The organism is Paenibacillus sp. S-12 (assembly GCF_030363895.1).
Taxonomy (GTDB): domain Bacteria; phylum Bacillota; class Bacilli; order Paenibacillales; family Paenibacillaceae; genus Paenibacillus_B; species Paenibacillus_B alvei.
The window spans coordinates 277,010-292,596 of record NZ_JASIUF010000011.1; the positions used below are offsets into that span (position 1 = coordinate 277,010).

General features: G+C 50.1%; 2 protein-coding genes. Both read left to right on the forward strand.

The window, feature by feature from the left end:
* Positions 1-27 precede the first annotated feature (27 nt).
* Complete coding sequence (locus tag NO352_RS11260; protein WP_289355683.1) at positions 28-9,876, forward strand: non-ribosomal peptide synthetase/type I polyketide synthase; 9,849 nt, start codon at positions 28-30, stop codon at positions 9,874-9,876.
* Positions 9,873-15,317, forward strand: a complete 5,445-nt coding sequence (locus NO352_RS11265; protein WP_289355684.1) for a non-ribosomal peptide synthetase — start codon at positions 9,873-9,875, stop codon at positions 15,315-15,317. Before NO352_RS11260 ends, NO352_RS11265 begins: the two co-directional genes overlap by 4 nt.
* The last annotated feature ends 270 nt before the right edge of the window (positions 15,318-15,587 follow it).

The window sequence follows — 15,587 nt, forward strand, 5'->3', positions numbered from 1 at the left end:
TTTTACTTTCACAAAGGAGGATATTCAATGAACGAATCCAAATCTGCGCTAATTCAGGCAGTAAGAGACGTCCGCGAGAACCATGTACATGGAGTCACGCTCATTACAGGAGATCGGCAAGAACGGTTTTACAGTTACAAGCAAATCTTTGATATTGCCCTTATGTATTTGCATACCTTGCAAGCTCACGGTATCCGTGCCGGCGACGAGCTTGTATTTCAATTGAACGACGACGAATCGGAGCACTTTATTTTTTTGTTCTGGGCCTGCATACTCGGCGGAATCATTGCCGTACCTGTTTCGGTCGGCAGTAATGCGGAACATAAAAACAAGTTTTTTAAAATCTGGGATACACTCCAAAACCCCTATCTAGCGGCTTCTTCGCCTGTTGTGGAAAGATTGCGCACGCACGCCGCAGGTAACGGACAAAGATTGCGTGACATGGACATGATAGCCGATAAGACCGTGTATCTGGAAACGTTGAGGGGCTCCCTCCCCGCTCACGGAACGATTCATCAAGGCTCGTCCCGTTCGATCGCCTTTATTCAGTTCTCTTCCGGATCGACGGGCAATCCAAAAGGAGTCGTTGTGACCCATGAAAATGTATACATCAACACGCGAGCGATCAATAACCGGTTCGGGACAAGGGATGACGACTCATTTTTGTCATGGATGCCGTTAACTCACGACCTGGGCCTAATCGTCTTCCATATCACCCCGCTCATCAAAGGCGTAAATCAATGTATTATGCCTACATCCGTGTTTATACGAAGACCGACGCTTTGGTTCAAAAAAATCAATGACCACAACATTACCATCACTTCTTCCCCTAATTTCGGATACAAATACTTTCTGAAAATGTTCAAGCCCGAGATTGCCGCCGAGTGGGATTTATCTAGACTGAGAATTATTTTAAATGGCGCTGAACCCATTTCGTCAGAGCTGTGCAATGAGTTTTTGGATCAGATGGCGCCGTACGGATTGCAGCGGACAAGCATGAGGCCGGCTTACGGTCTGGCCGAGGCAACGGTTGCCGTCTCCATATCAGATGGCGACACTGAATTTGCGCCTATCCACCTGGATCGCAGCTTGTTGAACATTGGTCAAGAGATTGCCATATCGGAGAAAGCCTCTGAACAAACACTTACCTTTGTCGAGGTTGGACATGCAGTTGATGACTGTGCAATCCGAATTTGCGATGATCATGATCGCATTCTACCAGATAAGGTAATCGGCCATATTCAAATACAAGGGAAAAATGTAACTGCCGGTTATTACAATAACCGGGAAACGACTGCTGACATGTTCACGGCGGATCAATGGGTCAGAACGGGAGATTTAGGCTTTTCCGTAGATGGAAGGCTGGTTATTACCGGACGTTACAAAGATATGATTATCGTGAACGGCCAGAATATTTATCCGCATGATATTGAACGGACAGCAGAAGAAGTCGCGGGCGTGGAATTAGGGAAAATCGCCGCCTGCGGCATATACAACAAAGATAGAGGCGAGGATGATATCGTCGTATTTGTCGTCAGCAAAAAAAAAGATACGCACTTCGACTCGTTGTCCGAAAGTCTGGAAGACCATTTATTTCAGCGTGGAGGCTGGAAAATCGCGCGGGTAATACCGATTCGGCAAATGCCGAAAACGACAAGCGGTAAAGTGCAGAGGTACAAATTGGCCCAGAATTATGCCGCTTCACAGGTGGAGGGAAACAACCACAGGAGCCCTGCCCCTGCTTCGACAGAGCGAAAATCTTCATGCCTGGAGCTGATCATGGCTTATTTGCATCATCATTGCAATGCCAAGACCAACCTGAGCGAACATGAATCTTTTGTCAGATTCGGCCTGGATTCGTTAGAAGCCGTCAGAATGATCGATCATGTTGCCGATCGGTTAAACATGGCACTGTCCCCTGCCTTGATCTGGGACTATCCGACGCCGAATAAGCTTGCACAATACTTAGACACGATCGCAAGCGAGCCTTCCGTCCAAGAGCCAGATGCGGATCGCGGATCGATCGAGGATTCAATCGCTATCGTCGGCATGGAAGGGAAATTTCCTGGGGCGGACGGTATCGCGGCATATTGGGAGCTCTTGAAGGGCGGAAAAAGCGCGATTTCCGACATGAGCGACAAAAGGAAAACGTTGTGCGGCATAAATCCCGAATTTCGCATGTTCGGAGGATTTCTAGAGGGCATCGAACTATTCGACAGTGAATTCTTCGCCATCTCCCCAAGAGAGGCGGCATGCATGGATCCCCAACAACGGCTGTTGCTGGAGGTGACATGGAAAGCATTCGAAAATGCCAACATCAATCCGGCTCATCTCAAGGGCGGGGCAACAGGCGTATTTATAGGGGCCAGTTCCACCGATTATCTCCATCTGCCAAAGCCAAGCGATACGAATGCGAAAGAGCCGTATCATGTGTCGGGCGGAGCGTTGAGCATAATCGCCAATCGGATTTCGTATTTTTATGATTTCCAGGGTCCGAGCATGTGTATCGATTCTGCTTGCTCGTCCTCATTAGTAGCCATTCATTATGCATGCCAAAGCCTGCTGAACGGGGAATGCGATGCGGCTGTTGCCGGAGGGGTAAACCTATTGCTTTCCGCTAGCATCACGGAAGGATTGCAGGAAGCTAAAATGCTGTCAGAGGACGGGACATGCAAGACGTTCGACGACAGGGCCAATGGTTATGTCCGCGGAGAAGGCTGCGGGGTCGTTATCTTAAAGCGTTTGAGGGACGCGAGTGCAGCCGGAGACCGGATTGACGCTGTCATTAAAGGAACGGCCGTTAATCAAGACGGACGCAGCAACGGCTTAACCGCGCCTAACGGAATTGCACAAAGACAAGTGATACGCAAAGCAATCGAGCAGGCACAGATGAAACCTGCGGACATCGGCTATGTAGAGGCTCATGGCACCGGTACCCCTCTGGGCGATCCCATCGAAGCAGAAGCAATTAAAGAGATTTATGGTTGTCCGTCTGCCGGGTACAGCGACGACGTCTGCTACCTCGGTTCCGTCAAAACGAATATCGGACATCTTGAAGCTGCTGCCGGCATTGCCGGACTGATCAAAACGGTACTGGCGATTCAGCACGGCGAAATTCCTGCCCATTTACACATGACCAAGTTAAATCGATACATTAGTCTCGATCATTCCCGCCTCCGCATCCCTGTTGAAACGGAAAGCTGGATCAAGCCTGTAAAAGCGGCCGGGGTCAGCTCGTTCGGATTTGGCGGTACGAATGCACACATTATTGTGCAAGAGGCGCCTGCCCGTGCCGATAAGCGACCTGACAATGCCATGAAATCGAGAGCGCATCTGTTGACATTATCATCCCCTACTCTTAAAGGACTGGGTAGACTTGCTTCCACATACGATTCCTATTTACAGCATGCATCCTCGGAGCAATTAAACACTATCTGCGGAACGGCCAATACACGCCGAACAGCATTCCTGCACAGAGCTTCATTTGTTGGCGGCACACGAAAAGAGATACAAGAGAAAGTCCGGAGCTTCTCCGTTCGCGAGGTCGACGGCATTGCAGGAAGCCTTGTCCATTCTCCGAAAATCGTCTTCATGTTTACGGGACAAGGGAGTCAATATGCAAACATGGCCCGCGGTTTGTATGAAAGCTCAGATGTGTTTCGCTTGAACATGAATCGATGCGCCGATTTAGTAAAGGATCGTTTGGATTACTCTATACTGGATGTCATTTATGATATAGAAAATAAATCTGCGGCAGCCCTTCTACATCGCACAGACTATACGCAGTGCGCTCTTTTCGCGATCGAGTACTCTTTAGCACAAGTATGGCTGTCGCTTGGAATCGAACCAGCCGCGGTTGTCGGACACAGCGTGGGCGAATATGTGGCGGCATGCATTGCAGGGGTATTTTCTCTTGATGATGCTTTGGCTATAGTTGCCGAGCGAGGAAAGCTCATGGCGCAGAAGTGCGATCCTGGAGCAATGGCGGCAGTCATGGGAGATACGGAGGAGTTGGAAAGCGTGCTTCGCGCCCATCCGAACGTTGAAATCTCCGCCATTAATAGCAGTAATAACTTTGTCATTGCAGGCGCGCCGAATCATGTGGCCGAAGCAACAGATCACCTGCAACGAGCATGCGTCCATACCGTACCTGTTGAGGTGAACTATGGATTTCATTCACGATTAGTCGAGCCAATGCTGCAAGACTATTACGATCTCATAAAAGGATTGAAATGTAATTCTCCCCAAATCCCATTTGTCTCTAACGTAACTGGCGAATTTATCGGGTCAATCACCCCCGAGTATTGGATCAGGCATACGCGGGAAGCTGTTCGGTTCAAAGACGCTTTATATACATTGGTAAATGACGGGTGCAATATCTTTCTGGAAATCGGGGCTCATGCCGTACTGTCCCGGATTGGGCAGCGAGAATTCAATGATGGCGCTTGTAAATGGATTCCTTCTCTCCTAAAAGGAAGGGATGACGAATATGCGCTGCTCGAAGCCGTAGGCAATCTGTATGTCGTTGGTGGACAAGTCCAATTTGAGGCGCTCTACCCGTTGGACGCTCATGAATGTGCGCAATTGCCGAATTATCCATTTGATTATTCAAATTGCTGGCTAGGCGGTCATATGAATCCGAAATCGCCAAAGGAGGAAGAGTTGGTGAAAACAACCCCAGAAAGCAAAATCGGAACTGCTATTGTTATGGAGATCAAGGGAATATTTGCTGAGCTGCTGAATCAAGACGTGGCAAGAATCGATGAGAATATGCCTTTGTTGGAAATGGGCGCCGACTCGCTCATTCTGATGGAAGTGATTCAAAGGGTAAAAAATAAATATGGAGTAACCTTTTCAGCGCGCGATTTTTTCACCGAAATCACGAGTATTTCCAAGCTATGCACCGCCATCGAATCGGTTATGCCGCATGAAACGTCGCCAGCGCTGACCGAACAATTGCCAAGCCCGACAACCGGCGATTCGCCGTCCCCGGCGCTCTCCAATCCGATGCCCAACGATTCGGAGCTGCTCGGCTTAATGAGCGAACAACTGGCTTCCATGGAACGTGTCATTCAGCATCAATTATCTTTCATCCACAATCATTCGCTGAATGGATCAGCTGTTCAGCCAAGTTCAACGGCGATCCGACCGGAATCCCCAGCCGCACCTTCACTGCCGGCAATCTCTGAAAAAGCCTGGGTTCCCTTTCAAAGATGGCAGGATCAGAAAGAAGAAAGCGTAACGGGCATGCAAGAACAGTATGCCAGAGAGCTTGTGGCGCGATTGGCCGATAAAACAAAAAAATCGAAAGCGTGGATAGCCAAGCATCGCCCCGTGTTCGCTGATTATCGCGGTGCATCGGGATTCAGGTTTTCCACAAAAGAAGTTCATTATTTGCCGGTTGTCGATCACGCGAAAGGTTCGCGTTTTTGGGATATGGACGGAAATGAATATATCGATTTAACAATGGGCTTCGGGGTAAATTTTTTCGGTCACGCTCCCGAGTTTATCGATGATGCTATTAAGGGCGAGCTCCAAAACGGATATGCACTAGGGCCGCAATCCGGGATCGCGGGAGAAGTAGCCGAGCTCATTCACCAGATTACCGGTATGAACAGATGCACCTTTTGCAATACCGGGACGGAAGCGGTAATGGCTTCCCTCAGGCTTGCGCGCGCCGTAACTGGCAGAAATAAGATCGCCATGTTCGCGGGATCGTATCACGGCACGTATGACGGCGTACTGGCCAGCATGTTCAATCGTCCCGGATCTAACGGAGCTTCGCCTATGGCGCCAGGCGTTCCTGCCGGGATTGCGGAAGACGTCATGATTCTTGAATATAATAATCCGAAATCGCTGGAGATTATCCGATCCATGTCCGGCGAGTTGGCAGCAGTACTGGTCGAGCCTGTTCAAAGCCGTCGTCCTGACGTCGTGCCCATAGCGTTTTTGGAAGAGCTTCGCGAAATCACGCGGAGCAGTAATACGGCGCTGATATTTGATGAAGTGATTACCGGCTTCAGAGTTCATCTTGCTGGGTTCCAGGGCATATCGGGGATTCGACCGGATATGTGCGTGTACGGCAAAATCCTTGGCGGAGGCATGCATATTGGAGTAGTGGCCGGCAGTGCGAAGTTTTTGGATGCCGTGGACGGAGGGCAATGGAATTTTGGTGACCGCTCTTTCCCGCAAGCCGAAACAACCTTAATCGCGGGCACGTTCTGCAAGCATCCCATTACGATGGCTTGTACGTATGCCGTTCTGCATCATCTGCTGGAATCCGGCCCGGAATTACAAGAGAACGTCAATGATAAGACAGCCTACTTGGTGCGCGAGTTGAACGATTTTTTCGAATCCGCGAATATTCCCATGAAAATGGTTCACTTCGGCTCCCTTTTCCGGTTCGTCTATCAAGTGAACATGGATTTGTTTTTCTATGGCTTGCTGGATAAGGGCGTTTATATCTGGGAAGGACGCAACTGCTTCCTGTCGACGGAGCATTCCGACGAAGACATCCGAAAGTTAATCCGGATTATCAAGGATACGATGACGGAGCTTATTGACGCCCAAATGTTTCCTGGCGCCTGTATTCCAACTGGGCAGCATGCCTCCAGTAAGGAACTCATCCCCGTTTCCGAGGATCAGAGGGAGTTATGGGTGCTTTCGCAGCTAGGCGATCAGGCAGCCCTCGCATGCAATGAAACCGTGGTACTTTCCCTTAAAGGCCCGCTCCGCCATTCTCTGTTGATAGAGGCACTGAACAGGGTCGTGGCGCGACATGATTCCTTGCGGGTAACATTCGATCATCAAGGTAATATGTTGCCAATTCGGGAGAGAATTCGGGTCGATATGCCGGTGCTGGATCTGAGTTCCGAAACGGATTCGAGCCCAGAATCTGCTGCAATAGATTGGATTCGCGATGACACGGAGCGCCCATTTGCATCGGAAAGCATGTATCGCTGCACGCTGCTAAAATTGACGCCCGAATGGCATTATTTCGTATTTACCGCAAGTCACGTCATCGTGGACGGATACTCTATTGGCATTATTCTTGAAGAAATGTTCGCCGCCTATTCCTCATTGTTGAAAGGCAAGCTCGTTCATTTGTCTGAGCCTTTACAATTAAGAAGTTACTTGGCATGGAAAAAAGAGTTGGAATGCAGCGAGGAGCGTCGAGCCAATAACCTGTATTGGTTGAACAAGATAGGCAGCAATGCGCCCTTGGATTTGCCGCTTGATAGAAGGCGGCCGCATAAAAAAAGCTATAGTGGCGCCATTGTCCGGCATATGGTCGATCATGCGCTTGCCGATCGGCTGAACCGCTTTTCGCAGCGCAACAAGGTCACTCCTTTCGTAACGTTTTTAAGCGCCTTTGCTTTGCTTCTCAATCGTTTGACAAATCAAACGGATCTGACCGTTGGGGTACCTTATGCCCAGCGAGCTCTGTCTGGCGGATCCAGCTATGTTGGATATGCCATCACATTATTGCCGATATCCATCGAATTGGATGAACATTCTGATTTTGCGCGTTTGCTAAGTCAGGTGAAGGCTTCAATTTTGGAGGCCCAGGAGCACGGCGAATTTTCATTCAGCAGCGTATTCCGGAATCCCGATGCCTCTCATCGGCTAGCACCTCTTGAAGTCGTTTTTAACTATGAACGAAGAGTCAATATCTCGGAGGCTGGCGATATTGTCGTCGATATCATCCCTACTCCCATTACGGCATCGAAATATGAACTCAGTCTCAACGTCATGGAATTCAACCGAAATATTCTTTTGGATCTGACGTATGATCCGAATCTGTTCCAAAAAGATACGATCGAACGTTTTTTAACCTATTACGAAAATATATTGCAAGCCATTATTGAACCGTCCACCGAAAATGCGCCAATCGCGCTGGTTCCTCTCCTTAACGAAGCAGATCGGGAACAGTTGCTTTTTGGCGGAGAACCGTCGGAGCTTCCGCGCGATCATCGCTGCCTGCATGAAGTGTTCGAGACTCAGGCTCGGCATAGGCCCAATGCTGTTGCCGCCGTATATGATCAACAGCAGCTAACCTACGGAGAATTAAATGAAAGGGCCAATCGGCTCGCGCGTCATTTGCGTACGCTCGGTGCAGGGCCTGGCGTGCTGGCAGCAATATTAGTCGAGCGTTCTCTGGACATGCTCGTTGGCATCCTCGGCGTGCTCAAAGCGGGCGCCGCTTATGTGCCAATTGACCCCGCATACCCTGCGGAACGCATCCACTTTATGATGGAAGACGCAGCGCCGGCCGTTCTCCTTACCCAGTCTCATCTATTGCGCTCCTTGCCGCAGCATGGCCTCGCAACGGTGTGCCTGGATGAAGAGCGGAAAACGATAGAAAAATTATCCGGCGAAGATTTGAAAGCGGAACTGTCTTCCACCAGTCTTGCTTACGTGATTTACACCTCTGGTTCCACCGGGAAGCCAAAGGGCGTAATGATTTCGCATGAGAACGTCGTTCGATTGTTTACGTCCACCGAACCCTATTTCGGTTTTCATGAAGAGGATGTTTGGACCTTGTTTCACTCCTATGCTTTCGACTTTTCGGTTTGGGAAATGTGGGGCGCCTGGTTCTTCGGCGGACGGTTGGTGGTCGTGCCGCATCTGACGAGCCGCTCGCCGGCTGCCTTATATCACTTGCTGGAACAGCACAAGGTTACCGTCCTCAACCAGACACCGTCGGCATTTCGGCCATTCGCTCAATACGAGGATTCGCAAGACTCGTCCAAATTAAGCCTGCGTTATATTATTTTTGGCGGAGAAGCGCTGGATTTACAATCATTAAAGCCTTGGTTCGCTCGTCACGGCGATCGTTCACCCCAATTTATCAATATGTACGGCATCACGGAAACGACGGTACATGTTACCTACCGCCGAATTACAGCCGATGATATCGGGCCAGACACGGGAAGCTTAATCGGAATTCCGCTTCCGGACATGAAGGTGTACGTGCTTAACCGCCATATGCAGCCTGTACCTCCGGGCGTGCCTGGCGAAATGTACGTAGGGGGAGCTGGAGTCGCTACAGGGTATTTGAACCGGGCAGAATTGAATAGGGAGCGCTTCGTTCTCGATCCGTTTTCCAATGATCCTGATGCGCGCATGTACAAAAGCGGCGATCTGGCACGCATACGCCATAATGGTGAACTCGAATATATGGGGCGTGCGGATGATCAGGTAAAAATACGAGGATTTCGCATCGAATCTGGAGAAATCGAAGCAGCTCTGAAGGTACACCCTTCCGTAAGGGAAGCTGTCGTTATTGCGGTCGATGATCCGCATGGAGACAAGCGGCTGATTGCTTATGTAGAAACGGATCAATCGGGCGATATCGTGCCAGCGCTGCGGGAGCACCTTGAAAGCAGGCTGCCTGCTTTCATGATCCCTTCTCTCTTTATGAGGCTGCAATCAATGCCTCTTACCCATAACGGTAAAATCGATCGCGATTCGCTTCCGCAGCCTGGTTACGAAAGAACGGATCTGCAGCCGACCTATGTGGCGCCGCGCAATCCGGCTGAAATGAAAATGGCCGCGATCTGGGAAGAAGTGCTTGGAATAAAAGAAGTGGGAGTGGAAGATAACTTTTTCGAGCTTGGAGGCCACTCTTTGCTCGCTACCCGACTTCTCTCCCGCATTCGGGAAGTATTCCAGACAGAGCTCCCTTTGTATGCCCTGTTCGATTTGCCTACTGTTGCTGGGTTAACCTCCAAGCTTGAAGACATGGGAATAACGGGGATGGATTTGAATCCGGTTCTCCTGTCCGAACTGCTGACTGAGCTGGAAAACTTGCCCGAAGAAGAACGGGAAGCTGTTATGCGTGAACTGCCTCATAAGGAGGATGCTTGGGTATGACGGATTTGCGGGATCGTTTAGCCTCGTTGACTCCCGAGCAGCAAAGAGTGTTGGCAGACCGGCTCGCCAAGGACAAAACACCTCGTAAACCGCCCATAAAACCGCAGTCAAGGAACCTGGCGGGATCCGTTATGTCATTTGCTCAACAAAGATTATGGCTGCTTTATCAGCTTGAACCGGGCATGAATCATTATCATATTCCGTTAGCGTTCGAATTTATCGGAGAGTTGGACATACCGGCCTTACAGCGGGCATGGATCGAAGTCATCCGCCGCCACGAATCGTTGAGAACGCGCTTTGCAGCGATGGAAAATGCACCGGTACAAATCATTGAACCGATCGACGCCGTTCAACCAATGAGAGAATGCGATCTGTATGCAGATGACCGAGCCGTGGACAAATACCGGGAAGCTCGCCGCATGATCGATGAGGAGGCTTTCAGGCCGTTCGACTTGGAGCACGGGCCTCCGTGCCGGGGCTTGCTCATCAAAGCCGGCAAATGGGAGAATTTTCTCCTGTTTGCCTTCCATCACATCGTGTTCGACGGTTGGTCACTGGGTGTATTTCAACGGGAACTGCTAACGCTTTATTCCTGCTACTCGCAGGGAAAGACGTCTCCTCTGCCCGAGATTCCCTTCCAGTATGCGGATTATGCGATTTGGCAGCGCAATTGGTTGACGGAAGAAGAATTGGATAAGCAATTGCAATATTGGTTGAAGACCCTGCATCATGCTCCTTCGGCATTAGAGCTGCCCACGGATCGTCCCCGATCCGCTATGCAAACGTTCCGGGGCGATGCCGCTAAATTGTGCATATCGGAAGCCGTAGTGCAGCCGCTCCTGCAATTGAGCCGTCGGGAGGGCTCAACATTGTTTATGACATTGTTGGCAGCTTTTCAAGCTTTGCTTTATCGCTATTCGGGACAGCACGACTTTTGCATCGGCACTCCAATAGCCAATCGCGGAATGTCGGAAATAGAAGGAATGATTGGCTTTTTCGTAAATACGCTCGTAATCAGAAGCGATCTTTCCAGTAACCCGACATTCCGCGAACTGATGCAGCAAACTAAGAAACAGGTGCTGGGCGCATATGAGCATCAGGATCTTCCCTTCGATCAACTGGTGCAGGCGCTGCAACCCGATCGCGAAACGAGCCATAGTCCGTTATTCCAAGTTATGTTCGCGATGAATGACGATTTGTTTCAGCATATGGTGCAATCGGACGGGCTGCAGATAAAGCTATTTCCGATCGTCGATAAGACGTCGAAATATGATCTCTCAATGACGATAAGCCATATCAGGGATCAAGGACTCACTGCCGAACTGGAGTACAACACGGATCTTTTTGATTCGCAGACCATAGAGAGGATGCTGGAGCATTTTCAACATCTATTGGAAAGCATCGTGCTCAATCCCGACTTGTCCGTAAGCAGCCTGGAGATTATGGGCGAATGCGAGCGGCAGCTTCTGTTATCGACATGGAATCGGACAGAAGCCGCTTATGCGAGCGATATGTGCATCCATGAAATTGTAGAGAAACAAGCTTCCTTATTCCCGAATGCGATTGCGGTGACATCCGGCGCCGAGCAGTTCACCTATCGGGATGTCAACATTCGCGCGAACCGGATGGCCCGCCATCTGCAGCGGATGGGCATTGGTCCGGAAGTACTGGTAGGATTGTTGGCCGACCGTTCAGCCGAGCAAATGATCGGATTGCTCGCAATATTGAAATCCGGCGGGGCCTATGTACCAATCGATCCGGCTTACCCTGACGAACGGATCGCTTATATGATCGAAGATGCCCAAATTCATGTACTGTTGACTCAAGAGCGGCATGCAGAGCGGGTTCGGCACACGAATTTGACCGTTCTTCTGTTGGACGGATTCGGCATCATTCCGCAAGATGACGATGAATTGGCTCCCGACAGCGGTGCTGCCCCCGGCAATTTGGCCTATGTCGTTTACACTTCCGGTTCGACGGGTCGCCCTAAGGGAGTCGAAATCGAACATCGCAGCTTGCTTAATTTAGTGTCTTGGCATCAGAGCGCGTATCGCATATCCAGCAGCGATCGGGCGACAATGCTGGCCGGTCCCGCTTTTGACGCTTCCGTCTGGGAGCTGTGGCCCTATTTGGCCAGCGGCGCCTCTATTCATATTCCGGACGAGGAAACCCGCTTGGATCCGGATCGCCTCCGTGACTGGCTCGTGAATGAGCGCATTACCGTCAGCTTTTTGCCCACGCCGCTCGCTGAGGCGGTTGTCTCTTTGAACTGGCCTGACGCGTGCTCGCTGCGATGTATGCTTACCGGGGGGGATAGACTGCGTTATTTTCCGCCAGAAACTTTGCCGTTTCTCCTGTTCAATCATTACGGACCAAGCGAAGGAACCGTTGTCGCCACATCATGCCAAGTGCCTGCAAAATCCAGGTCTTCCGCGGAGCTTACAGCACCGACTATTGGCCGCCCGATCGCAAATATGAGAATTTATTTGTTGGATCGGCAGCACCATCCCGTTCCTATCGGCGTTGTCGGCGAATTATACATTGCAGGCCACGGTCTGGCCCGCGGTTATCTGCGAAGGCCCGAACTTACGGCCGAGCAGTTCGGGTACGCTCCTTCTCTTCCAGGGGAACGAATGTATCGAACTGGCGATCTTGCCCGTTTTTTGCCAGACGGCTCGATTGAATTTATGGGACGCGCCGACGATCAGATAAAAATAAGAGGATATCGCATTGAACCTGGCGAAATCGAGGCGGCACTTACGCTCCACCCGGCCGTTGAGCAGGCGATCGTTGCGGTAAAGGAGCATCAACCAGAGGAAAAACGGCTGATTGCGTACGTGATCCCGTCAGCCAATACCACTCACGGATTGGATTTAAACGAGCTTCGGCTGCATGTGCAGACCCGGCTTCCAAAATATATGGTTCCTGCGGCTTTCGTCGTTATGGAGGCTCTCCCTATGACGCCTAATGGCAAAGTGGATCGCAATGCGTTGCCGTCGCCGAATTTCACAGACAAAGAGGAATATGTACCTCCCCGAACGCGGACCGAAAAAAAGTTGGCTGACATTTGGTCGCAGGTGCTCGGAATTGAACCCATCAGCATCCATGATAATTATTTCAGTTTGGGCGGCGACTCCATTTTAAGCACTCAAATTGCAGGCAAAGTACGTCAAGTGGGACTCCAAATGAGGCCTAAATATCTTTTTCAATATCAATCGATCGCGGAGCTGGCTCCCGTATTGGAAGCACTGAAGTCGCCCGATCCGCGCGATTGCGGGCAGCGAGAAGTGGCGGGCTCGCTGCCGCTTACTCCGATTCAGCGCTGGTTATTCGAGGAGATGTCCGTTCCCGAGCATTTCAATCAGTCCCTGATTTTGTCCGTAAATTCCCAAATAAGCTATAAAGTCCTGCAGAGAGCGCTCGCCCATGTAGTGGCTCACCATGATGCGCTGCGCCTCCGATTTACGATGGGCCGATCGGGTTGGGAACAGGCATATGCCGCTTTTACGGACGTATCGCCTCTGAAGCGCATCGATCTTCGCAATCAGCCTGCGAGCCTACAGGCAGATGCTTTTTCAGCCGCGATTTCAGAGGCTCAAACCGGCTTCGATTTAAGCGAAGGCATGCTGCTGCGGGCCATCTATTTTGACTGTGGCGCCGGACAGGCGGGAAAGCTGGCATTGATTATCCATCATCTGGCGATAGATGGCGTTTCATGGCGCATTTTGCTGGATGATTTATGCACGAGCTGTCAGCAATTAATAGCCGGCGAATCCGTATCCTTGCCAGCGAAAACCGCTTCATATCAAGATTGGGCACGCAGCCTTGCAGCTCTTGCCGACACGGATCAACTGCGGGCAGAGCTGGAATACTGGTTACATCAAGTCAACTCCCCCCTTCCCCTAATTCCGCTTGATTGCCCAGCCGGAGCAAATACGACAGCATCTATGGCAGTTGCGGTATCAAATTTGTCTTCTGATGAAACACGGATTCTGTTGCAGGAGGCTCCATCAGCATTCGGCGCGCAAATTGACGCTATTTTGTTGGCTGCGCTCGGCCGCGCTGTCTCGGGATGGTCGGGAGAAAGAAAGTTGTTTATCCATATGGAGGGGCATGGTAGAGAAGAATTAGTCACGGACATTGATATCTCGCGTACAGTAGGTTGGTTTACAAACATGTATCCATTCATGCTCGAAGTGAAAGAAAGCGCAGATATAAACGCGGATATTCAGGCGGTAAAGGAGCGGCTTCATCGAATTCCTCATCGCGGAATCGGCTATGGCTTACTGCGCTATATGACCGAAAATGATGGTATTTCGAATCAGTTTCGCAAGCTTCCACGACCAATGATAAGCTTTAATTATTTGGGGCAATTCAATGTTGAATGGAGCAAGAGAGAGGAAGCTTTATTCACGCTGGTTGCGGATACGGCAGGACAGGATATTGCGCCAGATTCCGAACGGGTTCACTATATTGACGTGGCGGCAATGGTGACGTCAGGCTGCCTGCACATAAGCTTGTCCTACAGTGAAAATGTCCACCATAAGCAAACGATCGAAAATCTAGCTCGAAGGTTCGAAGGAGAGCTTCGAACCTTGATTGAATTATGCCAGCAATCAAAATGCCATACATCTGTAAACGAGCTGAAGATGAACGATGCAAGCGCGTTTGATACAAGTAGCAAATGGTTCGTTCGCAAAAAGGAGAATCCGCAAGCCGCAATAAGGCTGTTTTGTTTGCCTTATGCTGGAGGAAACGCGTCCATTTTCCGATCTTGGCATGAATATGTGCCAGCATTCGCTGAGGTTTGTGCAGTTCAGTATCCGGGCAGAGGCGCGAGACTGCGCGAACCTGCCCACACAAGCATGCCGTCGCTGTTGGAAGCAGTCTCGCATGCGATGAGGCCTTTATTGGATAAACCGTATATTCTGTTTGGTTACAGTATGGGAGCCTTATTGGCATATGAATTGTCGATCTTATTATCGAGGAGTTTGAATCGTCCTCCGCTCAAGCTTATTGTCGCGGGATTGAATGCTCCGTTTGTACAAAGTCCGGTATCGCCCATTCATGATTTGCCCGAGGAAGAATTCCGTAAGCGGCTTCGTCTGAACGGGGGAATGCCAGAAGAGCTGATTGATGACGAGGAGTTGCTGGATCTTTTGTCCCCTTCCCTGAGGGCCGACTTTTCGGTTTGCGAAACTTATGAATATACACGAGGCACCGTACCTTGTCCCATCGTTGCATTAGGCGGACAAGACGACGAATTTCTGTCCAAACAATCGTTGGCATCCTGGCGGATCTTGACCAACGCCGATTTTTCATGCAAGCTGCTCCCGGGAGGACACTTTTTCTTGCACGCTCATCCAGAGCAGTTATTGTCGACAATTAGAAAAGAAATCGAATGCGTCAATACCGAAACTATTTACGCAAGTAAAACATGAATAGTGGAACATGTGGAGTCTGCTGAAATTTTTTCAGCAGACTCCCCTTTGTTGGTTTATCGCCTATAACAGTGGAAGAAAGGAAAAGTCGTTTCCCGGCCCGATGATAAGGAATCGACTTTTTTAATTTACTTAGGTACTTCACGCCCTTGTTGAACTTTTCAATAGTATTGAATAGGCTGAGGTGTATATGTGATCGCTCAGTTTATCATTTTTTTATTAAAATATACGCCGTGCCACTGTATATAAAGGATGGTTGAATAAAAATCC

Excerpts from the sequence above, each read along its gene's own strand:
- NO352_RS11260 (WP_289355683.1), top strand. The coding sequence starts at position 28 with ATGAACGAATCCAAATCTGCGCTAATTCAGGCAGTAAGAGACGTCCGC.
- NO352_RS11265 (WP_289355684.1), top strand. The coding sequence starts at position 9,873 with ATGACGGATTTGCGGGATCGTTTAGCCTCGTTGACTCCCGAGCAGCAA.